Consider the following 21,658-nt stretch of genomic DNA (forward strand, 5'->3'; position numbering starts at 1 on the left):
AATGCTCAAAACTATAAAACGGAGAATCCTTTTAATCGAAGCGCTGCTGGTATGTTTACTGCCTGTTACCGCAGCATATTCGCAAACGATAAACCGTGAACTGCAGCAAATGAATACCTCGTATGCGCTGCAATATTTGCAAAAAGCAGCGGAGTTCTATACCGATGCAAACTATGCGGAAGCGCTTGAATATGTCGAAAAAGGTATGACGTTTGACGATTCCTTTGCAGATTTCTTCTATTTAAAAGCTCAATGCCTTATTCAATTAGACGGTACCCGCGCACAATGCCTTGATGCTGCGGAAACGGCTCTGACTTCGGGGCTAAAGTTGCGTATCTATAACCGCGACAATCTCGTTTTATTGCTCGCCCGTCTTTATACTGAAACGGAACACTACAGTGAAGCGATTCAAGTGTTGGACTCGCTTGCGTTTGATTCCGCCGACCGTGACTTTTACCGTGCTGCTGCACTCTACGGTTTAGGGCGTGACGGGCAGGCGCGGGATGTAATCGAAATCGCGTTGAGCCGCTGGAGTTTTGATGTTCGCTTCCCACGGCTGTTCTTTTTACAGGAGCGGGATAAAGCGATGACCCGCGCAGGGAAAAAACTTGCCGACGCTCTTTTGCAGCAACTCTATGTCTGGATTGAACAAGAGCCGTCACTGGCAGTGTATGCCGCTCCCTTTGATCCTAACCCTAAGGAAAACAGCCGCCGTTTAAAAGTTTACCGTAGTATGTATGAGGCGGATAACCGGAATCTTGATGCACGGACACAGCTTGCTGCGGTACTCGCGGAGCTTCGCTATGGTGTCATCGATGAAAAGACCGCCATTAAAGAATTTTTTGATGTCACCGTTGCCGATCATCTGCCGCAAAAGGCAAATGTTAAAGCGTCCGTGTTCGCCTTGTATTCCGATCAGTTGATTGAGTTGTGCCGACTGACCGGTACGGATGCTATGCGAAAAGAGATTGGCAATCGCCTTAAAACCTTTAGCGGCGTGCTTTTAGAGGACGATAACCGTGACGGGATTTCCAACGCGGCTGTTTTCTTTGAACAGGGACGCCCCGTATCAGCCTTTTTCGATCTCAATCAGGATGAGGTATATGAATATCAGGTACAGTGCAATTTCGGCGCCCCCGATCTTATTGTTACGGCGAAGAACGGTTATGCCGTCCAATATGACAGCTATCCGGCAGTACATTCGATTGTGCAAAAGGCGGAAAAGCGGGAGTATATCATGCGTCCGCTTACATTTCGATGGGAGCCGGTTGCTCAGACCGAACTTGATTTAAGACTACGCGATACGGATGCGGAAGCTCCGGCTTTCTTCACGCTGCGGTTACGCAACAATGCCCGCCTGCTGCAAGAGCATGATTTTATCTTTTCGGTGTTATACAGTGAAGAACCTGCGCCGTCGGATACAAATGCGGTTATGCGGATGCACTTTGAAGACGGCCGGATTATTTCGGCTGAAATAAAGACGGGAACGCAAACGCTTGCGCTTGCTCGGTACCGGAACGGCGTACTTGCACAAAAAGAGTATGACTATGACGGCGACGGATTTTTTGAGGTGCTGGAACAATATAGCAAACAGGGAAAACTCGATAAAATTTCTGTTGATATCAATAAAAATAAGTTGTTTGAATATTATGAACTTTACAAGACGGACGGAACGGTCATAAAAAATTGGGATGAAAATGAAGACGGGACGCCAGAAATTCAGTATACACAGTTTCCGTCGGGAAATGCTCAGACGGTGTGGAAGCATCGGTATTCGGGACTGCCGGTGTCGGTCTACTATAAAAAAGGAACGCCGGAACGCTTGACTATCGGCAAGACGAGTGTGCCGCTGATAAAAGATCCTCAATATAATGTATACTGGCTCGAAATGCGTCCTTCTTTTTCCGATAAGGTCGCTGAAAAACTGACAGCGTTATTCAAGGATACCGATTCCGATGTGGAAGCGCGGACGATATTAATCGGTAGTTATGAACTCTATGCCGTCCGTTCCGAAGGTGCTGTGTTCGTTCAAATGTTGCGCGTTCCCGTTCGAGCCGCTCCTGTGAAAGCTGAGGGGCGAAAGTGAGATTGAGCCGGTTTTCGTATAACATATCAACGCTGATTGTACTTTTGGTTACTTTCAGCGCCTGTACTTCCGTTACTCCCTCTTTTTCTCAAAGCGTCAATTACACGGACGGCCGCAGCATAACACGGGAGGTTGAAGCTGTCCGCGGCCTTATCGCGGAAAAACCGCTCGATGCCCTATTGCGGGCAAAGCGTTTAACGCTGTATACCGAACGTACCGATGAAATAAACACGTTGTATCAAGACGCTCAGAGTGCTGTTGAAGAATTGTTTTTTAAGGCTGTCGAGAACGGCACATGGGATGAAGCGCTCAAAATATTCCGCTCGCTCGCTGCATTAGGGCATACGCCTACGCAGTGGAGTGAGCAAAAACTCATAGCGGCGCAGCGGGATAAATGGAAGGAAAAGAAATTTGATGCGCTGATTCAGGATATCGCCCGATTATCCGGCGGAGTACATGATGCGCCGTCATTGGAAACGGTTCGAAAGATGATGAAAGGAACCGTAACGGTATGGGTTGACCGCGGTATGACGATTGAAAAAGGGTTAGGGAGAGCCGACCGGATGATCGGTTCGGGCTTTTTTATCGACGCTAACGGCTATCTCATTACAAACTATCATGTTATTCAAAGCGAAGTTGATCCCGAATACGAAGGTTTTTCCCGTGTGTACATCAAGCGTGCGGAAAATCCTACGGTGCGGATACCGGCAAAGGTAGTCGGCTGGGATACGATATTCGACCTCGCGCTTCTTAAAACGGAGATTAATCCCGAAGTGTATTTTCAGCTCGGCTCTTCGGAAGACTTAAACATCGGCAGTAGAATCTATGCGATCGGCTCGCCCGCCGGATTGGAACAGACGCTTACTTCCGGTATCGTGTCGGCGCAAAACCGGCGGCTTCTGTCTTTAGGCAGCGTATTGCAGATCGATGCACCCGTTAATCACGGTAGCTCAGGCGGGCCGATTATCGACGAGGCGGGTAGGGTACAGGCGATTGTATTTGCCGGTCTTGAGCGCAACGAAGGTTTAAACTTTGCAATACCGGTGGAACTGCTGCGGCTTATCCTGCCTCAGCTCTATGCAGGCGGTGAAACCGTTCATGCATGGATGTCCTGCTATGGAGTTTCCGTAAAAGAATCACCGCAGCAGGCGGCAGGAACGGAGCTGGTCTATGCAGTGCCGGGTTCATCCGCATCTGTTATTCCCGCCGGTGCCGTTATTACTCATCTGAATGGGCGGGCGGTTCCCAGCTTGGAAGCGCTGCAGGCTGAGCTGATGCGGTTGGCTACCGGTACGATTGTTAAGATTTCAGGCTATGCTCCCCTGCATACTTCTGCCGCGAGCGGTGTTCTTTCCCCCGGCACTGGCACCGATGCGGCAGGCAGTACCGGTAATAGAGCAGACAGTACCGGTGATACGGTGGGCACTACAAGTGAGGCCGCCGGCAATATGGGCGGGGCGGAACAGCGCGAACACCGTTGGGAAAAAATACGGCAGGATTGGTATGTACAGCTGGAAGCCCGTCCCAAACAGCCTGCCGAACTGGTGTATCAAAAGGACAGCAAAGCTCGGGCTATGCTGCCGGCGTACGGCATCTACCTTGAAAGCGCCGGCGGAAAAAAGTCTTTTCGGATAACGGAAGTTATTCCCGGCAGCTACGCCGATGAAACAGGCTTTTCCGCCGGCGATTATCTTGAAATTCACAAGATGGAAGTGCAAAAAGCCGAGGAAGCGCTTTTCACCCGGATTTATACCAAACGTCGGAAATCCGCCTATCTCGATACTTTTATGGACATCTGGGCATACTTAGATAATCCGTCATACTTTTAGGGATAAGGGAAAGACTCTTACCGAACCTTTGCGGACGGCTGAGAAAATACGGATTTGATGATTGGATCAGATGCCAAATGAACGGCGTTTTATCAATAAACAGCCATCCCTGAGGAGTTTTTCAAAGCTTTGTATGCCGACTAGCCGCTTTCGTGGAAAGTTCATCCTCAGCTTAGCTTGCCACCACCGCCACCTTGTTACTCCGTATTTCTATTTTTCATTAAAAACAAAGGGGATTTGCTTAGCCATTTTGCTCTAAAAGTCGTATAAGGACTATAGGAGGTGTGAATGACACAAAAACCTTTTGAAGACCTCACCATTGCAGATGATTTCATGTTCTGTAAGGTTATGGAGTATGAACCTATCTGTAAAGAATTTCTTGAGATGCTTTTTAATGCTAAAATCGAAAAAATCACGTATCTATCGTCCCAAAATACCGTTACCGCTAATTCCGGAGCCAAAACCGTCCGACTGGATGTATTAGTAAAAGACAAAGGCGGCACATCCTACGATATTGAGATGTCGTTCTCCGCTAGACATCCGTGTCTATCGGAAAACACGAGTTTTGCCATTCGGCAAAACATCGCTGCTGCTAGAACCAGCGGCATCCGTGCCGCTTCTGAAACACCTTTTGCAAAGAGGAGCTTAAACACCTTATTTTGATTCAGATTTTATAATGCGGTATCTCTGACTCCGATGACCTTACACTATCGAGCTTTGTATGCTATACTACTATCATGTTAGAAACCGTACCGGATAACCGTAACTATAAGGACTCTGTTTTTGTCGATCTATTCAGCACCGATGAAAAAGCAAAAGAGCGGTTTTTGTCTCTATACAATGCTTTGCACGGTACTCAGGTGCATGATGTTGCCTTACTAGAAAATATCAAGCTTGAACAAGTGATGTATATGAGCTTTGCCAATGATGTCTCGTATCTTGTCGAAAACAAAATTATTGTCCTTGCCGAACATCAATCGACTATCAACCCTAATATGCCATTGCGCTGCCTTGAGTATGTCAGCCGTCTGTATGAAAAACTCTTTGAATCAAAGGAAAAGTATAGCCGTAAACTGCTCACTATCCCGACACCGGAATTTTATGTTTTTTATAACGGTAAAGAAGTTTATACTCGTGAAGCGACGCTTAAACTATCCCACGCATTTAAGGAACAGACGGAACAACCAAACTTGGAATTAATTGTCAAAGTGGTAAACATAAACCGGCACAATGAACATCCGCTCTTGGAACTGTGTAAGCCCATCAATGAATATAGCATTTTTGTCCAAACAGTGAGAAAATGGAAAGAGCTTGATCCGGTATATGGTTTTCAAAAAGCCATTGAGGAGTGTATAGCAAATAATATTTTGCGAGAATATCTCGAACGGAAGACGAAGGAGGTAATAAACATGTTGCTGGCCGAATATAATTATGAAGAAGATATTGCCGTACAACGTGCAGAAGAACGTGAAATAGCCTTTGCTGAAGGCATAGAACAAGGTATAGAGCAGGGTATAGAACAAGGTATAGAACAAGGTATAGAACAGGGTATAGAACAAGGTATAGAACAAGGTGCTCATAACAAAGCTGTTGAAAGTGCAAGAATTTTAAAGCAGCTCCATTCTGATACTGCAATGATTATGCAAGTAACCGGTTTAAGTGCTGAAGAAATAGCAAGGCTATAGGGGAAGGAGCGATCAATTCTTAATTGGTAAGGGGAGGAAAGACACTTTTTTCGGATAAAAGTTTCTTTCCTCCCCTTCAACCCTTCCTATCTTCAAAATAACCGCTTAGGGTTATCACCCTAAGAACCCACCTTTATCTCAAGAGCTTTGCATAGAAGTCTGCCTTGCTTTGTCCTTGCTGGGCTTCTTTAATGTTTGCTCCGATGCTCGTTCCGCTTTTTAAAAGCTGTTTTGACATAACAAACTCACGGTTCGTATCACAAAGCTTTTTGTACAAGGCGATGACCTTCAACGCAAACGCCTTAGATTTATCAACAATCACATTATCAGGTTTCATTTCTTTTAATTTGTAATGTGTAATCAATTTGTAATTCATAATTACCAATTACCAATTATTCATTACCTCCCCTTAGCTTTGCTCCTGACGCGGATTGGTATTGTTGTTGAAAGCAGAGGCTGGTTCCACTGCAACTGCATCATCGGAGTCCGTATTTCCATTTAGTAATTTTTAATTAAAAATGATGAATTATCCCCATTTTGTTAGCCATTTCTTCATCCGTGCTCTATAAGTAGTTATATATGCCTTATGGAGGAACCTATTATGAAGAAGCACAATCGCCGATACAAAGATTCTGTCTTTGTCGACTTTTTCAGCGAAGACAGGACTGCAAAAGCTAACTTTTTAGCGCTCTATAACGCGCTGCACGGTACTGATTACCAATCTACTGCTATTCTAAAGAACATACGGCTGAAGCAGGTACTCTATATGAGTTTCGCTAACGATGTATCGTATCTCGTTGACAATAAGATTATCGTGCTGGCAGAACACCCTCGCTCAAGAATGTACATCTGTGTACATTCTTGAGCTGCAAGTTTGCAAGGCAAACTTGTTACTGCGTAGAACCAGCGGCATCCGTGCCGCTTCTGAAATACCTTTTGCAAAGAGGAGCTTAAACACCTTATTTTGATTCAGATTTTATAATGCGGTATCTCTGACTCCGATGACCTTACACTATCGAGCTTTGTATGCTATACTACTATCATGTTAGAAACCGTACCGGATAACCGTAACTATAAGGACTCTGTTTTTGTCGATCTATTCAGCACCGATGAAAAAGCAAAAGAGCGGTTTTTGTCTCTATACAATGCTTTGCACGGTACTCAGGTGCATGATGTTGCCTTACTAGAAAATATCAAGCTTGAACAAGTGATGTATATGAGCTTTGCCAATGATGTCTCGTATCTTGTCGAAAACAAAATTATTGTCCTTGCCGAACATCAATCGACTATCAACCCTAATATGCCATTGCGCTGCCTTGAGTATGTCAGCCGTCTGTATGAAAAACTCTTTGAATCAAAGGAAAAGTATAGCCGTAAACTGCTCACTATCCCGACACCGGAATTTTATGTTTTTTATAACGGTAAAGAAGTTTATACTCGTGAAGCGACGCTTAAACTATCCCACGCATTTAAGGAACAGACGGAACAACCAAACTTGGAATTAATTGTCAAAGTGGTAAACATAAACCGGCACAATGAACATCCGCTCTTGGAACTGTGTAAGCCCATCAATGAATATAGCATTTTTGTCCAAACAGTGAGAAAATGGAAAGAGCTTGATCCGGTATATGGTTTTCAAAAAGCCATTGAGGAGTGTATAGCAAATAATATTTTGCGAGAATATCTCGAACGGAAGACGAAGGAGGTAATAAACATGTTGCTGGCCGAATATAATTATGAAGAAGATATTGCCGTACAACGTGCAGAAGAACGTGAAATAGCCTTTGCTGAAGGCATAGAACAAGGTATAGAACAGGGTATAGAACAAGGCATAGAACAGGGTATAGAACAAGGCATAGAACAGGGTGCTCATAACAAAGCTGTTGAAAGTGCAAGAATTTTAAAGCAGCTCCATTCTGATACTGCAATGATTATGCAAGTAACCGGTTTAAGTGCTGAAGAAATAGCAAGGCTATAGGGGAAGGAGCGATCAATTCTTAATTGGTAAGGGGAGGAAAGACACTTTTTTCGGCCCAATTTCTGATTCGGCAGAGTCTATCCGAAAAATTGTGTAAATGGATATTTACGTATTAGCAGATTCGAACCCGTTTGTTAAATAGTATGTATGGCAAACTGATTTACTGCTAATGCGAGTCTTTCCTCCCCTTCAACCCTTCCTATCTTCAAAATAACCGCTTAGGGTTATCACCCTAAGAACCCGCCTTTATCTCAAGAGCTTTGCATAAAAGTCTGCTTTGCTTTGTCCTTGCTGAGCTTCTTTAATGTTTGCTCCGATGCTCGTTCCACTTTTTAAAAGCTGTTTTGACATAACAAACTCACGGTTCGTATCGCAAAGCTTTTTGTACAAGGCGATGACCTTCAACGCAAACGCCTTAGATTTATCAACAATCACATTATCAGTTTTCATTTTATCAATTTGTAATGTGTAATCAATTTGTAATTGGTAATGTGTAATTGACAATTCGACAATTACCCATTACCAATTATCCATTGTAATTACCCATTACCAATTCCATTAAATCTCAACCCATAACCCGCTTCCATCCCTCTTATACATCTTCCACTTCTTGTTATTTTTAGCATTATTAAAGGCTGCGGCTAAATCCGGCGGAGCGGTAAAGTCCGTGTGATTGCCTTCGCTAACGCCGGTTACTTCGGTGTAAAGAATACAGTTCGCATCATCACTATCCGCCCGAACCGGTAAATCGTCAAAGAGCTTTTTAAATGCGTCTGCGTTAAGCTGATTGCTGCTGCACTCCAGCGTTTGCAAAGCGGTTAAGCCCTGCACGTTAAGTTCGGTCAGCTGATTGCCCCAGCAGTCCAGCGTTTGCAAAGCAGTACAGCCTTGTGCGTTAAGAGCGGTGAGCTGATTTTTGTAGCAGTTCAGCCTTTGCAAAGCGGTACAGCCCTGCACATTAAGCGGTGAGCTGATTTTTGTAGCAGTTCAGCCTTTGCAAAGCGGTACAGCCCTGCACATTAAGTTCGGTGAGCTGATTTTTGTAGCAGTACAGCGTTTGCAAAGCGGTACAGCCTTGTGCGTTAAGAGCGGTGAGCTGATTTTTGTAGCAGTTCAGCCTTTGCAAAGCGGTACAGCCCTGCACATTAAGTTCGGTGAGCTGATTTTTGTAGCAGTACAGCGTTTGCAAAGCGGTTAAGCCCTGCACGTTAAGAGCGGTGAGCCGATTGTCGTTGCAGTACAGCCCTTTCAAAGCGGTTAAGCCCTGCACATTAAGTTCGGTGAGCTGATTGCCGCCGCAGCTCAGCCCTTTCAAAGCGGTTAAGCCCTGCACGTTAAGTGTAGTGAGTTGATTGCCGTAGCACTCCAGCCTTTGCAAAGCGGTTAAGCCCTGCACATTAAGCGCGGTTAGCTGATTTTCTTCGCAGTACAGCCTTTGCAAAGCGGTTAAGCCCTGCACATTAAGCTCGGTCAGCTGATTGCGCCAGCACCGCAGCTCTTTCAAAGCGGTTAAGCCCTGCACGTTAAGCGCGGTTAGCTGATTTTCTTCGCAGTACAGCCTTTGCAAAGCGGTTAAGCCCTGCACATTAAGCTCGGTGAGCTGATTGCTTCCGCACCACAGCGTTTGCAAAGCGGTTAAGCCCTGCACATTAAGCTCGGTCAGCTGATTGTCCCTGCAGTTCAGCTTTTGCAAAGCGGTACAGCCCTGCACGTTAAGAGCGGTGAGCTGCTTGTGGCCGCAGTACAGCTCGATAATCTTGCCTTTGAGGATAACCCTTCTGCCTTTTGCATGCAGCACGGTTTCGACGCCGCTTGTAAGTGTTGTTTCGGTACAGCCTTCTATCCTTACGGAGGAGTTATCGGCTGTTGTTACCTTAACTTTGATGTCGAGCTTGTCGGGGCTTAAGATGAGCGATGCGCCGCCTTCGACAAAGAGTGATTGAAACTTCACTTTGATGTCCGCATCTGCCGTTACGGTGTGGGTGTAGGTCTTGTCCATGCCTGCTTCGCCGATAACTGTGCCGCCGTTTGTCCACTGTTCAACCACATAATCGGGAGCAGGTTCCGCCGTAAAGACAACAGACTTACCCTGTTCGACTGAATCGCCCGTAGTGATTTCATTGCCGTCCACTTGGGCTTTCAGCGTGCCGCCTGTACCGCCTTCTACGCTGAAGTTAATCGTATAGACGTTCTGCCATTTCGCAGTGTATTCCGTATCGGACGCGGGGAAAAGAGGAGATGAAGGCAGCGCAGGTTCCCATCCTTTAAAAACGGCGCCCGTTTTTACGGGAGCGGGTGCAGTCAAGGCTGTTCCGTATTTGCCCGGTTTTACAACATCATTCGTATTGCCGTCTACGCTGCCGCCTGCAAGTTTAAAGGTTACGTTTACCGTCTTTCGCTCATAGTAGAGTTCTACGGCGGTAGCGCTGCCGGCGCTTATCGTGCCGCTCGTTTGTACGGTTCCGTTTATTTTGGTAAGGCTTGAATTGTAGGTAAAGCCTTCGTAGATTTTCGCCGTGTATGCGGCATCTGCTCCCACGGTACCGTTTAAGATTTCCCTTTCCGCAGGCTCTGCAGGATAACCGCCTTCCGGTTTTTCCCGATAGTGTTTTACCGTATACGAGGCTTTGCCGGGCGGGAGCGCTTCAAAGCTCACTTTAACGTCAACCGCTTTTGTAACGGTATGGATATATGAATTTTCCGTGTTGCCTGTAATAACGGCACCGTCTACTTTCCACTCTTTTATCATGTAGCCTGCGGCAGGCTCTGCCGTAAAAGTTACCTTTTTACCCTGTTCAATGCTTATGGGACTCTTCGCCGTTTCCTCTATACCGTCCGCCTTTGCTTTAAGCGTTCCGTGCCCGCCTTCTACGCTGAAAGTTACCCCGTGTTTGGGAACCGCAGAACTTTCACCCTTCCCCTCTTCAACCAGCATCTTCTTTAAAAACGGGTTTTTACAAGCGGAAACCGATACTAAAAGTACCGCCAAAACTAAAACAATCTTTTTCATATTCTAAATCCTCCGCTCATTCCGGCTGCCCAGATTACCGGATAGCCGCCTCTTATATACGGTTCGATAAAAAAGTTTTTTACTGCGAAGCGGTAACCGAATGTTCCTTCTCCCAAACCGAATACAAAGGGTTTTGCGGCCTTTCCGTTCCAGCCTAAGGAAACGCCTCCTTCCGCCTGAACAAAAAATCCTGAATCGCAGGTTTTAAACTTTGCAAAATCATAAAAATTCCAGCGGAACAAAACAGCCGTATCAAGAAGTCCGTATCTTTTAAATCCCGTCGAATACAAGAGCTTTACACCGGCTGAAAACCTGCCTGTTTTAACCCAATTAGGCAATACAAACATCCCGTAAAACCCTGCACCCAAGGCAGAGCCCTTCGGTACATTCATATTCCCTTCCGCCGAAAGACCCAAAGACCAATGAAGGCTGTCTTTTTCTCTCTTAGGTTCATCCTCAACCTCTTGAGCAAAAAGAAGGGAAGCGCCCAAAAATACCAGCGCACAGAGCGCTGCCTTTACACAATTTTTCTTCATACTTCAATGCTCCCGATAACTAATTGTTAATGTGTAATGTGTAATGTGTAATTTGTAATTACCCATTACCCATTACCCATTGTTTCTGTGTTTCGTTATAGCGACGAGGATTTTGATGATTTCTTGGCAGTCTTGGTAGATTGCAGAAAACTCTTCTTCACCGATATATCCGCTTTCATGTAAAAGCTCCAGCCAATATTCCGTTTCGCTTGCCTCTTTGAGCGAGAGATATAGAGCTTTGCATAAAAGTCCGCTTTGCTTTGTCCCTGCTGGGCTTCTTTAATATTTGCCCCGATGCTCGTTCCACTTTTTAAAAGCTGTTTTGACATAACAAACTCACGGTTCGTATCGCAGAGCTTTTTGTACAAGGCGATGACCTTCAACGCAAACGCCTTTGATTTATCAACAATCACATTATCAATTGGTAATGTGTAATGTGTAATTTGTAATGTGTAATTCATAATTCTGAATTGTTTTTCCCTCCGTTTCAGTTTTTATCAAAAAACGATGAATTATCCCCATTTTGTTAGCCATTTTTGTATCCGTGCTTTATATAAAGGGTATGGAGGCAAAAATGGAAGACACCTATAGATTAACACTTAAAAACGATTATTTATTCAAGCTCTTGCTCGGCTCGGAAGAAAATAAAGCCTGCTTGCAGGATTTCCTTGAATGTGTACTGGACATGCCGGCTGGGATGATTGCCGACCTTGAACTGCTGGATAAAGAACTTACCAAAGATGAGATAACCGATAAGACCGGTATTCTCGATGTCAAACTTCGATTAAAAGACGGGACGACAATCGACATTGAAATACAAAACTCTTGGTCTGCTGAATTTATTCCTCGAACACTGTTCTACTGGTCTAAAATGTATATCGAGGGTTTTAAAGAGGGTGAACCGTATACCAGTTTGACAAGATGTATTGCTATCAATCTGATCTCACAAGGATTTAAGCTCAATAGTGAAGTGCATTCTGCCTATAGCATACAGGAACAAAGTACTCACAAGCCATTAACCGATTTGCTTGAAATTCATTTCCTCAACTTATCGGCAGTAAAAGGAACTGAAATACGGCAAACTATCACTACCAAAAAGCAAGAAAAGCTGCTAAACTGGTTACGGTTTATAGAAACAGACGATAAGGAGGAGAGAGCTATGCTAGCCACAACTTCACCGATATTACAAATGCTGAATGAGAAAATAGATGTTCTCAGTTTGAATCCTGAAGAGCGGAAGCTGTATGAATCGAGAATGAAACTGAAAAGCGACATAGCAACTATTTCTGAAGTGCAATACAATGCAGGGATCGAACGTGGCAAATCTCTCGGTCTCGCCGAAGGTTCTCGCCAAGCAAAGCTCGAAACGGCGGCGGCTTTTAAACGTTTCGGCTTTGATATTGACAAAATAGCCGAAGGAACCGGTCTAAGCCGCGAAGAGGTTGAAAAACTGTAATTCATTCAATGAATCATCACCTACACTCGCCGCATTGCGCCTCTGGCTTTTATGCCGACTGTCGCCTCACCTGAAACTTTGTGTGTTTCTCTGCGCCGCCTGCGTTTTACAGGATTCGCAGCACGCATAAAATTCCCCCATCCTTTACTGCTTCTCCAAACAGCCGTTGCTGTCTATTTCCCACAGCTCGCTGTCGTTCGGCGGCGTTACTATAAACTTTTTGTAGTTTTCCGGTGTGCCGGTTGTTATATCGCCCGTAAGCACCGGAGTCGCCCTGTAGCTTTCCGGAGTAATACGCGCGGCGGGTTCTTAGGGAAGATTGCTGCACCGGTTCGCAATCTACCTAAGCGGTTATTTTGAAGATAGGAAGGGTCGAAGGGAAGGAAAGACTCTTTTATCCGAAAAAAGTGTCTTTCCTTCCCTTCCCAATTACCTATTAATTAGACAGTATATAAAATTTGGCGTTATCTAAAATTTTGAACTGACTGGCAGCAGTTCCAAGCTGAAAATCATTACCACTAGAACCATATCCTCCGGAGTCTAAATTAAAGCTTGTGCCTCCATTTACCACTTCACCACTATTTTGCAGAACATCGCTATTATATGTTCTAAAGGTTTTGTAATTAAACTTAATATGTCCGCTACCTCCGTTACTTGTGTTGTTTACTTCGGTAACGTGCATAATGCCGTAATCCCTTTTACCTGTCATATAGAGTACCAGTTTGCCATTCAATATCGTCGTGGGGTTAATTGATTCACCCTCCGTATAAACCATTGCAGAGTTTGCGGCTTCAATTTCGGCTTCTATCTGGTCCTTCGTGATATTGTTAAAAATGTCAGTTTTATTGTTTGTCAAGTAACCGCCGCTTTCCACTGTCCACTGCTCGGTGCCGTTCGGCGTTACCTTAAACTTGGTGTAGTTTGAGCCGGTTGTTATATCGCCGCCAAGCACTTGTCTTATCGTCTCATATCGTTCCGGCGTAATGCGCGCCGCCTCGCCGCCGTCTACGGGAATCAAGTTGCCCTCAATGATTATCTTGGCGTTGACCGGCAAATACACGTCGTTTTTGCCAACCTCGTTTGCCTCCAATCCGATTGACGGGGTAACGGTTGTTGAGCCTTTCATAGTGAACGAGCTGATGTTTAGTCCGTCCGCGCCGCCACCCCTAATGTCCGCCGTATTTCCGGTTACTAATTTTTAATTAAAAATGATGAATTTTCCTCATTTTTCAAGCCAAAAATCTCCAAAAGTCATATAAGAATTATAGGAGGTGAGAATGAGAAAATCTATTATAACTCAGCAGTTGCGTTTTACCGCTCGAAACGATTACGCACTTCTTTCCATCGTACATCCGTGTACGATGGAAAGAGCGAGTTTTGCCATTCGGCAAAACATCGTTACTGCTTAATACCAGCGGCATCCGTGTCGCTTCTGTGTTTTCGGTAGCGAAGAAAACAAAGATATTATGGTTGAGTTTATCTCATTGGTTACGAGCTTGGGTAAAGATGATTTTGATGATGTCCGTATCGAGAATACCGAACAGCTTCCACGTTTCTATAAAGAGAAAATCGGTCGGCTCGACATAAAAATTCGCTTAAACGACGGCCGTAAAATCGATGTAGAAATGCAAAACACGTACTTTGACTATTACCCGAAGCGGAGTATCTTCTACTGCTCTAAACTGATCCATGAGCATTTCAGCAGCGGTTTACAGTATGCAAACTTAAAAAAATGTATTGCAATCAATGTACTGAATAGCTCTTTTAAATTGAGTCAGAAAGTCCATTCGATCTATCAAATACGGGAATGTGAAGATCAAACACTCTTAGATGAGCTATTAGAGATTCACTTTTTGGATTTAACAAAGCTGCCAAAAGATAATTTGACAAGCTTAGAGAAATGGCTTATGTTTATCAAAACGGACGACAAGGAGGAGAGAGCGATGCTTGCACAGGGAAATGCGGTAATGACGAAAGCAAACCAAGTGATGGATATTTTTTATCTTGATGAGCAAGAACGGAAACGGTATGAAGCAGCGTGGGAGTATGAGAGCGATCGGCTATCGATGATAAGCGAATCGGAGCGGAAAGGACTTGAACGAGGTCTCGCCGAAGGTGAAGCCCGCGGTAAATCGCTCGGCCTTGCAGAAGGTTCCCACCAAAAAGCGCTCGAAACGGCAAAAAATCTCCTGCAATTTGGGCTTTCTCGGGAAAAGATAGCGCAAGCGACCGGCCTTACCCAAGCAGAGGTCGAAGCGATAAAATAAATCTTAATCATGAATTTATAATTAAGATTTAGCCCCACACACACATTATCTCATCGATACACTGTTGAGCGGTGATCGATTTCGATGACGGTGATAACCAATTTATCATCATGGATACGGCACAAAATGCGGTAATCGCCCACGCGGTAGCGTCATAGACCAGCAAGGTTTGAACTAAGCGCTTTTCCGCGGGAGCGTGGATTACCGAGCGCGGCAATTTCGCTCATATACCTTTTAATGCGGTTTTGTATCGGCTTATCAAGACTTGAAAACTGTTTACCTGCTTTCGGAGCGTATTCAATTTTCATTTTAATTATAGTCCAAGCTCTTTGTACAGAACTTCAGCAGGGATTGCAGGTTCCCCGCTTTTTTCAAAGTCAAACCACGCCTTTTCGGCGAGTGCAGCATCTTCAGCATCTTCTTGCAATTCGGCAAGGTAGCGGCTTAGGGCATTTTCCAAAACCGTATCTTTGGTTGCTCCGCTCATTTGCGCAGCCTGCTCCAATGCCCGATATGCTTTATGCGTCATAGCCACAGTTTCACTAATTCTTAATTATGAATTCATAATTAAGAATTAAATCCCCCCCTTAGCTTTCCGTATTACCGGAAGTGTTGTGCAAATAGTAATGAGTATTACCTCCAATTACCGAGCCGGAGCCTAAGTTGTCCTTTATCTTGCCGGCTTCCCAGTAAAAGTGATGATCAAGCATTACCGCCTTGCCGTCGTTGGTTGCTGTATTCTTGGTAATTGTTCCGCCAGTTCCGCCGTCTTCCTTACCCATCGTAAAAATTCCATGTGTAAATACGCCGCCGCCTTTGTCGGCTGTGTTTCCTTCTATTTTTCCGCCTGTCATCGTAAACTTCCCGTACATGTTGTAAAAACCGTCCGCGTTCACATATACGCCGCCGCCGTGTTCGGTTGCTAAGTTTCCTTTAATTGTTCCGCCGGTCATCGTAAAGCTTCTGTGGGCGGCATGTATATATACGCCGCCGCCGTTTTTAGCTTTGTTGCCGCTAATTTCTCCGCCTGACATGGTAAGTTCTCCGTCTGAAACCACAGGACCTATGTTGCCGTTTTTAAAGCCGGTAATTGTTACGCCGTTTTTGATTTCCGCCTTGCCCCAGTTTTCTACATAAAGCGCGTATTGAGTATTACTGCCGTAATCAGCTCCTTGCAGTGTTATCAGTCCTTTTAATATTAACGACGCATGTTCTTTTACCTGCAAGTGTTTATACTCGTTCCCCTTGCTAGAACATGTTAAGGTTACAGCTCTGTCAGCCTTGAGCATAATCTTTCTATAACCCCATATTTCAACCGTTTTAAGGTCGCTGATATTCCCCAGCTTTATAATAGTATTGTTGGGGCTACCATCAATTACCGTTTTCAACATGTCAGGATCCTCGACTTCTGCTTTCAAGTTACCGTTGTCAGCAATATACCAAAATACATTCCAGTTCTCCGAGTCCTCCGTAACTTTCTGCGGCGGTACAATGAACTTACCCGTTTCATTTTTAAGAGTTACGTCTGAACCGCCCCTAAGTACTGGCACATTCTCCTTGTACTCTTTCGGCGTAATGCGTGCAGCTGGGTTGTTTGACAAGGTTCCGTCAACGGTTATCGCCTGTCCGGTCTTCAAGTACACATCGTTTTTACCTGGCGTATATTGATCAGATCCGGTAGATGGGGTAACGATTGCGGATCCGCTCATCTTAAAGGTTCCGTCCTGTACATAAACGCCGCCTCCTGTGGTCGCCGTGTTGTCCTTAATCTGTACGCCGTTGTTAAGCGTTACGATGCTGCTGCCTCCGGTGATATAGATGCCGCCTCCTGTGGTCGCCGTGTTGCCCGTAATTGTGCAGCCATCCATGGTAACCTTTGCGCCCCCCTCGACCAGCAGGCCGCCAGCCCTCACGTTTCCCTTGTTGCTCTTAAGGGTACAGCTTTGCATGCTGACGGTTCCCCCGTTGACATACACCCCGCCGCAGCCGTTTGACGCGTCGCCGTGTGTCGATTCATTGCCCTCAAAGGTGCAGCTGTTCATGGTAACGGTTGACTTGTTTGCACGCACACCGCCACCCCTCGCGGCCTTGTTGCCCTTAACCGTTACGTTGCCTTTAAGCGTCAATTCACAGCCATCGTTGATATAGATGCCGCCGCCGAAGCCATAGTCGTCGGTTACCGTGTTGCCGTTGATGGAACCGCCGCTGATTGTTACGTGCGCAGCATTATCGTCGCGTTTTGTTGCATACACTGCGCCGCCATTCTTGTTCGCCGTGTTGTCCGTAAGGGTGCAGCCTGTTATTTTGACACTTGCACCATGTACGTAAATTGCACCTCCGTCGCCGGGTCCATCGGATCCCTCAGCCATACCATTTTTAAGCGTCAGGTTTTCCAGCGTGAGCGTTTTGCCGCTTTCCACTTTGAAAATGCGGTGCTTCGGTTTGCTGCCGGTGCTTTTGTTTGCGTCGATCACAGCGGATGATGCACCGGTCGCCCTTTTAATCGTCAGGTTTTTGTTGATAACGATTTCACCGTTGTTGCCGGCATCGCTCGTTGCCTGTATTGTGCCGTCTATGGTAAGGGTAGCGTTATCGGGTGCGCTTTTAACCGCACGCGCAAGGTCTTTCCACGTTGCCGTCGGATTCTTTAAGGTCGATTGGTAAAACTTCACCGTTACGGCTGTATCTGCGGTTACGTTGGAAAGCGTGGCTTGTTTTTTGTCGAATGAAATGTTTCCTACATTGCTGCTCCATTCCGCAACTTCCCAGTCTGTATTGGTGGGATTCGCGGTAAAGGTTACCTTCTTTCCATACTCGACCGAAACAGGGCTTGATGAGGTTGCAGAACCGTCCTCAGGTGTTGCTGTAATCGTTCCTCCCGCTTTTCCGTCTACGATTTCTACGCTGAATGTTACGTTGTAGCGAGCCTTCTTCCACTTTGCATAGAGCGTTACTATCGCGTCTTGAGCCGTCGCAAGATTGGTTACCTGTGCTTCATCAGCATAGAATGTAGGACCGTCTGCACTTGTTGCCCAGCCGTCAAAGGTATGACCGCTTTTAATAAATTTGTTTTTAGTAAGCGCCTTAGTCGTATCATCATACGTAAACAGCTGGTCGGCCATAGTTCCGGTGGCAGCGTTGTCATTCTTGTCAAAGTGCACTTTGTAGGTATTTGCCGTCCACTGCGCCGTGTACGTTGCATCCGCTGCAGGGAACGTCAAAGTCAGCGCCGGTGCGCTACCTTCCGGCTTCCAGCTGTTAAAAGTATAGCCGGTTTTCTTCAGAGTAGCCTCAGCAGGTGCACTAAGCGTTGCGCCGTATTTACCTGATACCGTCTTATTATCTGTGCTGCCGTCGATTTTTCCACCGTTTGGATTAAACGTCAAATGAATGGTTTTGCGCTTGTAGTATACTTTTACCACTGTTGAACCGTCAGCGGCGATGGTCGGGGAGGCCGGTTCAAGTTTATCGAACTCAAAGCCGGGATAGTTTTTAAGCGTTACGGCAGCAGTCGCGCCGGTTGTACCCGTTGCATTATCATCCGTATCGGTAGGTGCGGCAGGATAATTATCATCATTAACATTTTGCTGGTAGTGTTTTACCTTATAGGGCGTATCTGCACCTGCCGTCCACTGCGCATAGAGCGTCATATCACCGGTTACCATGTCCGTTGCAAAGTTCCACGCTTGCCCTGCAGAACAGGCTTTATCTTTATACCAGCCGGTTACTCCGAACCCTTGTTTTTTCGGCCGCGGGTCGGGTTGTGAAATTGTCGTACCGTGCAGTGCAGCCTTAGAAACTACAGTAGAAGAGTCCGGATAGGCTCCTCCGTTTGCATCAAAGGTTACCGTGTGTCCTTTTACAACCTTATAATAAACCGTCTGTACCGGTGTTGCCGCAAAGCCTTCGCCGTCCGTGTAATACTCCAGCTTGTACTGTTTTACACCGACGCCGTTTAACGGAAGCGGCACGGTAGCGGGATTGCCGTCATACTTTTTCGGCGTTGAACCGTCGGTCAGCGTACAGTGCACCGTTGTATTGCCGGTTGCAGAAGAAACGCTTAATGTCGCTCCTTCACTGTCGGTACCGATGATAGTCGGATCGGATTCGCTGCCGCTTCCTGAAATCTCTGTGCCCTTCGTGATTCTGACAATTTCCGTTTCTGCTTTATTCGGTTTTGTACTTGCGTTCACAATGCCGGAAGCTAAGCCTTTTTCGTCTATCAGTTTAATCGTATAGTCTTTTTTTGCAGCGCCGTCTTTCACTTCAACATCGGTTTTATAGTACAGTACCCAGCTGCTATCAGAGGGAACATCATCGGCGTCCGGCTCATTCAGCTTTTCTACAGCGGAATGCGTAATAAAGACCGGAGCTTCCGGCTTGGTAAACGCGGGTTGCGCTTCATTAACCGAAAACGTATAGGGTGTTCCGTTGACCTCAATACGGGCAAGGTCTTTATGCAAAAGTCCGCCCTGCACCCTCTTATCCATATCAGGAATAGTGATACACAGTACATAATAAGCAGGCGAACCGGTTGTCTTTGCAACGGTACAGCTCGGTGTAGGCGGTGGCGTATTCGCTTTTACCTTAAATGTATATGTTTGCTTAAATTGTCTCCCGTCCTTGGCGTACAGCGTCAGTACGGAAGAAAGGTCTTGTTCTCCCCATTCGTGCGCTTGTAAAAAGGAAACCTTGTAGGTAAGGGTCAAACTTTGCCGGTCTTCGGATTGAGTGAGCGTGTAGTCGGTACCCGCTACCGGAGCTTGCGCTAAGTTATTAAACACGATCACCTTTTTTGCAGCGTCTACATCAGGGGGTAAATCGAGCGGAAAAGATTTAGGATTTTTTAGCTTAAATGTGACGGAAACATCCTCAGCGGAAGGAACGCTCGGGATGCTGTTAAGATCGTTTTGCACTACCGCCTTTATGGTTGAATCGGTAATATACGCTTCCGATGCCCAATAGCTGAGATAGTCGTCTATATTTGCGGTAAACTGATTACAGGATGCAAACAAAAGAGTAAACAATATTCCGGTTAAAATGGCATAAAATTTCCGCATAGAACAACTCCCTATATCTTATATATTGAAAAGAAATCTAAATATATTAACAGAAATCTTCCATATAAGATACGTTTTTAGCGCAAAAATAACCGCGGTTGCTTAAAAAGAACCATGGTTACCGGAAAAGCAGCTCAGGTAATCGCATCAAAAGTGTTGTTTGGTAAGCCCGCAGAATAATAAGACCGTTCAACCAGAGTTGAACCTCTTCGCGGTTCAAATGGTCTCGCGGTCTTAATTATTCTGCGATTTTTATCTACTCTGCCTGATACAATTGCCCCTCTGCTAGAAAAAAGAGGGAAGGCAATTGCAAGTCTAGAATTGTTGCATTATTTTTGATATGGTACTGCCGATTATGAGTAAAAAACTAAGCCCTGATCGTCTGTTATATATCTTAAATGCCGGTATGATGGCCTTTGCGATGGTAATGAATATCAAAGTAGCTATTCCTTATGAATCCGTTATACCGTATATGAATTTAATCAAAGCTGCGCTGAATGCTTTCTGCGTGTGTCTTTCCATTATCCTTATCGTTCATCCCGAAAAAAAGCTCTTAACCTATATCGTCTTTTTTGTCGAAGCAGGAAATGCCGTCCTTGTCGGCTTTATGGGAATCGGAACGTCGCTGTTCTGTATCGGTATTATCATCTGTTTTGTCAATGGAGAATTTGCCGTCAATCGGAAAAAAAAGGTGATATTGCTTGGTGCCTACTGGTTGCTGGTTACGATAACAATCTATCCTGTCCTCGGATTTGCATTCGTTATATTTGAAATCTTAGGAACTCTCTTTGGGCTTACCGTCTGCGTTGCACTGTATCAAAAACTCGAAGGAAAGCTTTCGTATCTTTTGCTGCCGGACGAAACGATAACGACTGCCATTACCCTGCCACCGAAAGGTTCAACCTTAAAACTATCGGATTATGAACTTTCGGAACGGCAAATTGCATTCATCCTCGGTTCGATTAAACAAGGGGAAACCTACGAAGCGCTGGGAAATCGCTATCATGTCAGCACCTCTGTGGTCAAAAAAGATATGGCTGCAGCCTGTAAATATTTCGGCGTCGCCAACCGCGAAGCGCTGCGAATTTTATTGTTGCAATATAAGCTGGAGTAACCGGCGATTATTATATAAAACTATCAGGATCGATTAATAATCACCTGTAGTAATAGCTTTCCTTAAAATACTATTTATTTTTGTTTGATAGCCTTTACCTCCGGATTGAAGTGCTGCAAGAATATCCGCATCGATCTTTATAGAAATTGTTTTTTTAACGGGCGTTACATTCCAATATGCTTCATGTGCCGGTCTGAGTCTGGCTATTTGTGCCTTTGTCAGTTTGGGGCTATCCTCATCATACGATATAGGGTGATTTTTTATTTCTTCCAATCTTTCAGCCGTTAATTTTGTTGAAATAATCATAATATTCCTTCCTCAAGTCTTTCTCTGCTTGCCGTGCGGATACTAACCGTATTCTGTCTTTCTTTTCAGTAAAAAAGACCAACACTATCAATATTCCATTCAAATTACCAATTCCGTAGTATCTATCTTCTGTTTCAGAATGCTCAAAATCATATCCGGTTAAAAAGGCTGGATCATCAAATACTTCCAATATTTCTTCGAAAGCGATTCCATGTTTTTCAATATTAGCACGATTTTTGTCTTCGTCCCACTCAAAACGATTATCGTTGCTTATAATTGTTTTCCCCATAAGAAAAATATATATTGATGAGGATATATTGTCAAGTATATT

General features: G+C 45.1%; 19 protein-coding genes and 5 pseudogenes. 10 read left to right on the top strand and 14 right to left on the bottom strand.

The genetic code is table 11. From position 1 onward, the window contains the following. Window position 1 precedes the first annotated feature (1 nt). Together ABK01_RS05740 and ABK01_RS05745 are read left to right on the top strand one after the other, a co-directional pair. The gene (locus ABK01_RS05740) at window positions 2-2,086 is read left to right on the top strand and encodes a tetratricopeptide repeat protein (protein ID WP_253676555.1); all 2,085 of its coding nucleotides are present in this window, start codon (window positions 2-4) and stop codon (window positions 2,084-2,086) included. Then, window positions 2,083-3,915: a S1C family serine protease gene (locus ABK01_RS05745; protein ID WP_253676556.1), complete on the top strand. Its 1,833-nt coding sequence runs from the start codon at window positions 2,083-2,085 to the stop codon at window positions 3,913-3,915. Before ABK01_RS05740 ends, ABK01_RS05745 begins: the two co-directional genes overlap by 4 nt. Window positions 3,916-3,919: 4 nt before the next feature. Here the strand turns inward: ABK01_RS05745 and ABK01_RS11805 are convergent. Continuing rightward, window positions 3,920-4,080 (bottom strand): annotated as a pseudogene (locus ABK01_RS11805) (AAA family ATPase); the annotation flags it as partial. Window positions 4,081-4,203: 123 nt separating this feature from the next. On the opposite strand from ABK01_RS11805, the pseudogene ABK01_RS05755 reads away from it, so the two are divergent. Both ABK01_RS05755 and ABK01_RS05760 read left to right on the top strand, forming a co-directional pair. Further along, window positions 4,204-4,437 (top strand): annotated as a pseudogene (locus tag ABK01_RS05755) (hypothetical protein); the annotation flags it as partial. A 215-nt stretch (window positions 4,438-4,652) separates the two neighbouring features. Then, on the top strand, window positions 4,653-5,600 hold the full coding sequence (locus ABK01_RS05760; RefSeq protein WP_253676557.1) for an Rpn family recombination-promoting nuclease/putative transposase: 948 nt from the start codon (window positions 4,653-4,655) through the stop codon (window positions 5,598-5,600). Window positions 5,601-5,733: 133 nt separating this feature from the next. Here ABK01_RS05760 and ABK01_RS05765 read toward each other — a convergent pair whose 3' ends face one another. Further along, on the bottom strand, window positions 5,734-5,976 hold the full coding sequence (locus tag ABK01_RS05765; RefSeq protein ID WP_253676558.1) for a four helix bundle protein: 243 nt from the start codon (window positions 5,974-5,976) through the stop codon (window positions 5,734-5,736). A 225-nt stretch (window positions 5,977-6,201) separates the two neighbouring features. Between ABK01_RS05765 and ABK01_RS05770 the strand changes: the two are divergent. Then, window positions 6,202-6,429, top strand: a pseudogene (locus ABK01_RS05770) (hypothetical protein); the annotation flags it as partial. A 213-nt stretch (window positions 6,430-6,642) separates the two neighbouring features. Beyond that, the gene (locus ABK01_RS05775; RefSeq protein ID WP_212566466.1) at window positions 6,643-7,578 is read left to right on the top strand and encodes an Rpn family recombination-promoting nuclease/putative transposase; all 936 of its coding nucleotides are present in this window, start codon (window positions 6,643-6,645) and stop codon (window positions 7,576-7,578) included. Between the two features lie 246 nt (window positions 7,579-7,824). Here ABK01_RS05775 and ABK01_RS05780 read toward each other — a convergent pair whose 3' ends face one another. The 6 genes and pseudogenes from ABK01_RS05780 to ABK01_RS05805 all read right to left on the bottom strand — a co-directional run. Beyond that, window positions 7,825-8,028, bottom strand: a complete 204-nt coding sequence (locus ABK01_RS05780; RefSeq protein ID WP_253676559.1) for a four helix bundle protein — start codon at window positions 8,026-8,028, stop codon at window positions 7,825-7,827. Between the two features lie 108 nt (window positions 8,029-8,136). Continuing rightward, window positions 8,137-8,517 carry a leucine-rich repeat domain-containing protein gene (locus ABK01_RS05785; RefSeq protein WP_253676560.1) on the bottom strand — a complete coding sequence of 127 codons (381 nt, stop codon included), beginning with the start codon at window positions 8,515-8,517 and terminating at the stop codon, window positions 8,137-8,139. A gap of 19 nt (window positions 8,518-8,536) precedes the next feature. Beyond that, complete coding sequence (locus ABK01_RS05790; RefSeq protein WP_253676561.1) at window positions 8,537-10,588, bottom strand: InlB B-repeat-containing protein; 2,052 nt, start codon at window positions 10,586-10,588, stop codon at window positions 8,537-8,539. Then, window positions 10,585-11,124, bottom strand: coding sequence for a hypothetical protein (locus tag ABK01_RS05795; RefSeq protein ID WP_253676562.1), 540 nt, complete (start codon window positions 11,122-11,124; stop codon window positions 10,585-10,587). Before ABK01_RS05795 ends, ABK01_RS05790 begins: the two co-directional genes overlap by 4 nt. A gap of 72 nt (window positions 11,125-11,196) precedes the next feature. After that, window positions 11,197-11,316: a four helix bundle protein gene (locus ABK01_RS05800; protein ID WP_253676589.1), complete on the bottom strand. Its 120-nt coding sequence runs from the start codon at window positions 11,314-11,316 to the stop codon at window positions 11,197-11,199. Window positions 11,317-11,402: 86 nt separating this feature from the next. Next, a pseudogene (locus ABK01_RS05805) lies at window positions 11,403-11,585 on the bottom strand (four helix bundle protein); the annotation flags it as partial. Window positions 11,586-11,698: 113 nt separating this feature from the next. On the opposite strand from ABK01_RS05805, the gene ABK01_RS05810 reads away from it, so the two are divergent. Beyond that, complete coding sequence (locus ABK01_RS05810; RefSeq protein ID WP_253676563.1) at window positions 11,699-12,580, top strand: Rpn family recombination-promoting nuclease/putative transposase; 882 nt, start codon at window positions 11,699-11,701, stop codon at window positions 12,578-12,580. A 436-nt stretch (window positions 12,581-13,016) separates the two neighbouring features. Here the strand turns inward: ABK01_RS05810 and ABK01_RS05815 are convergent, their stop codons facing one another. Continuing rightward, a complete protein-coding gene (locus ABK01_RS05815) occupies window positions 13,017-13,706 on the bottom strand; it encodes a hypothetical protein (protein ID WP_253676564.1) in 690 nt (229 codons plus the stop codon). Window positions 13,707-13,857: 151 nt separating this feature from the next. On the opposite strand from ABK01_RS05815, the gene ABK01_RS11705 reads away from it, so the two are divergent. Next, window positions 13,858-13,989 (top strand): hypothetical protein, encoded by a 132-nt coding sequence (locus ABK01_RS11705; RefSeq protein WP_256481859.1) that lies wholly within the window; start codon window positions 13,858-13,860, stop codon window positions 13,987-13,989. 57 nt (window positions 13,990-14,046) lie between these two features. Further along, complete coding sequence (locus ABK01_RS05820) at window positions 14,047-14,847, top strand: Rpn family recombination-promoting nuclease/putative transposase (protein WP_253676565.1); 801 nt, start codon at window positions 14,047-14,049, stop codon at window positions 14,845-14,847. A 50-nt stretch (window positions 14,848-14,897) separates the two neighbouring features. On the opposite strand, the pseudogene ABK01_RS05825 reads toward ABK01_RS05820, so the two are convergent. From ABK01_RS05825 to ABK01_RS05835, 3 genes and pseudogenes are all read right to left on the bottom strand, one after another. Beyond that, window positions 14,898-15,074 (bottom strand): annotated as a pseudogene (locus tag ABK01_RS05825) (type II toxin-antitoxin system RelE/ParE family toxin). Window positions 15,075-15,160: 86 nt separating this feature from the next. Further along, window positions 15,161-15,376: a hypothetical protein gene (locus tag ABK01_RS05830; protein ID WP_253676590.1), complete on the bottom strand. Its 216-nt coding sequence runs from the start codon at window positions 15,374-15,376 to the stop codon at window positions 15,161-15,163. Between the two features lie 58 nt (window positions 15,377-15,434). Then, window positions 15,435-19,907 (bottom strand): InlB B-repeat-containing protein, encoded by a 4,473-nt coding sequence (locus tag ABK01_RS05835; RefSeq protein WP_253676566.1) that lies wholly within the window; start codon window positions 19,905-19,907, stop codon window positions 15,435-15,437. A gap of 355 nt (window positions 19,908-20,262) precedes the next feature. Here ABK01_RS05835 and ABK01_RS05840 point away from each other — a divergent pair, with 355 nt between their 5' ends. Continuing rightward, window positions 20,263-21,021 (top strand): hypothetical protein, encoded by a 759-nt coding sequence (locus ABK01_RS05840; protein ID WP_253676567.1) that lies wholly within the window; start codon window positions 20,263-20,265, stop codon window positions 21,019-21,021. 33 nt (window positions 21,022-21,054) lie between these two features. Here ABK01_RS05840 and ABK01_RS05845 read toward each other — a convergent pair whose 3' ends face one another. Next, the gene (locus tag ABK01_RS05845) at window positions 21,055-21,327 is read right to left on the bottom strand and encodes a BrnA antitoxin family protein (RefSeq protein ID WP_212566473.1); all 273 of its coding nucleotides are present in this window, start codon (window positions 21,325-21,327) and stop codon (window positions 21,055-21,057) included. Then, on the bottom strand, window positions 21,299-21,616 hold the full coding sequence (locus ABK01_RS05850) for a BrnT family toxin (protein ID WP_253676568.1): 318 nt from the start codon (window positions 21,614-21,616) through the stop codon (window positions 21,299-21,301). The genes ABK01_RS05845 and ABK01_RS05850 overlap by 29 nt, the downstream gene beginning before the upstream one ends. Window positions 21,617-21,658 lie beyond the last annotated feature (42 nt).

This window comes from Treponema sp. OMZ 305 (assembly GCF_024181325.1).
In the GTDB taxonomy this organism is placed as follows: domain Bacteria; phylum Spirochaetota; class Spirochaetia; order Treponematales; family Treponemataceae; genus Treponema.

Coding starts and splice junctions, on each gene's coding strand:
- ABK01_RS05740 (WP_253676555.1), top strand. CDS start 2: ATGCTCAAAACTATAAAACGGAGAATCCTTTTAATCGAAGCGCTGCTG.
- ABK01_RS11705 (WP_256481859.1), top strand. CDS start 13,858: ATGAGAAAATCTATTATAACTCAGCAGTTGCGTTTTACCGCTCGAAAC.
- ABK01_RS05795 (WP_253676562.1), bottom strand. CDS start 11,124: ATGAAGAAAAATTGTGTAAAGGCAGCGCTCTGTGCGCTGGTATTTTTG.
- ABK01_RS05840 (WP_253676567.1), top strand. CDS start 20,263: ATGAGTAAAAAACTAAGCCCTGATCGTCTGTTATATATCTTAAATGCC.
- ABK01_RS05850 (WP_253676568.1), bottom strand. CDS start 21,616: ATGGGGAAAACAATTATAAGCAACGATAATCGTTTTGAGTGGGACGAA.
- ABK01_RS05765 (WP_253676558.1), bottom strand. CDS start 5,976: ATGAATTACAAATTGATTACACATTACAAATTAAAAGAAATGAAACCT.
- ABK01_RS05835 (WP_253676566.1), bottom strand. CDS start 19,907: ATGCGGAAATTTTATGCCATTTTAACCGGAATATTGTTTACTCTTTTG.
- ABK01_RS05845 (WP_212566473.1), bottom strand. CDS start 21,327: ATGATTATTTCAACAAAATTAACGGCTGAAAGATTGGAAGAAATAAAA.
- ABK01_RS05790 (WP_253676561.1), bottom strand. CDS start 10,588: ATGAAAAAGATTGTTTTAGTTTTGGCGGTACTTTTAGTATCGGTTTCC.
- ABK01_RS05820 (WP_253676565.1), top strand. CDS start 14,047: ATGGTTGAGTTTATCTCATTGGTTACGAGCTTGGGTAAAGATGATTTT.
- ABK01_RS05810 (WP_253676563.1), top strand. CDS start 11,699: ATGGAAGACACCTATAGATTAACACTTAAAAACGATTATTTATTCAAG.
- ABK01_RS05780 (WP_253676559.1), bottom strand. CDS start 8,028: ATGAAAACTGATAATGTGATTGTTGATAAATCTAAGGCGTTTGCGTTG.
- ABK01_RS05830 (WP_253676590.1), bottom strand. CDS start 15,376: ATGACGCATAAAGCATATCGGGCATTGGAGCAGGCTGCGCAAATGAGC.
- ABK01_RS05775 (WP_212566466.1), top strand. CDS start 6,643: ATGTTAGAAACCGTACCGGATAACCGTAACTATAAGGACTCTGTTTTT.
- ABK01_RS05760 (WP_253676557.1), top strand. CDS start 4,653: ATGTTAGAAACCGTACCGGATAACCGTAACTATAAGGACTCTGTTTTT.
- ABK01_RS05815 (WP_253676564.1), bottom strand. CDS start 13,706: ATGAAAGGCTCAACAACCGTTACCCCGTCAATCGGATTGGAGGCAAAC.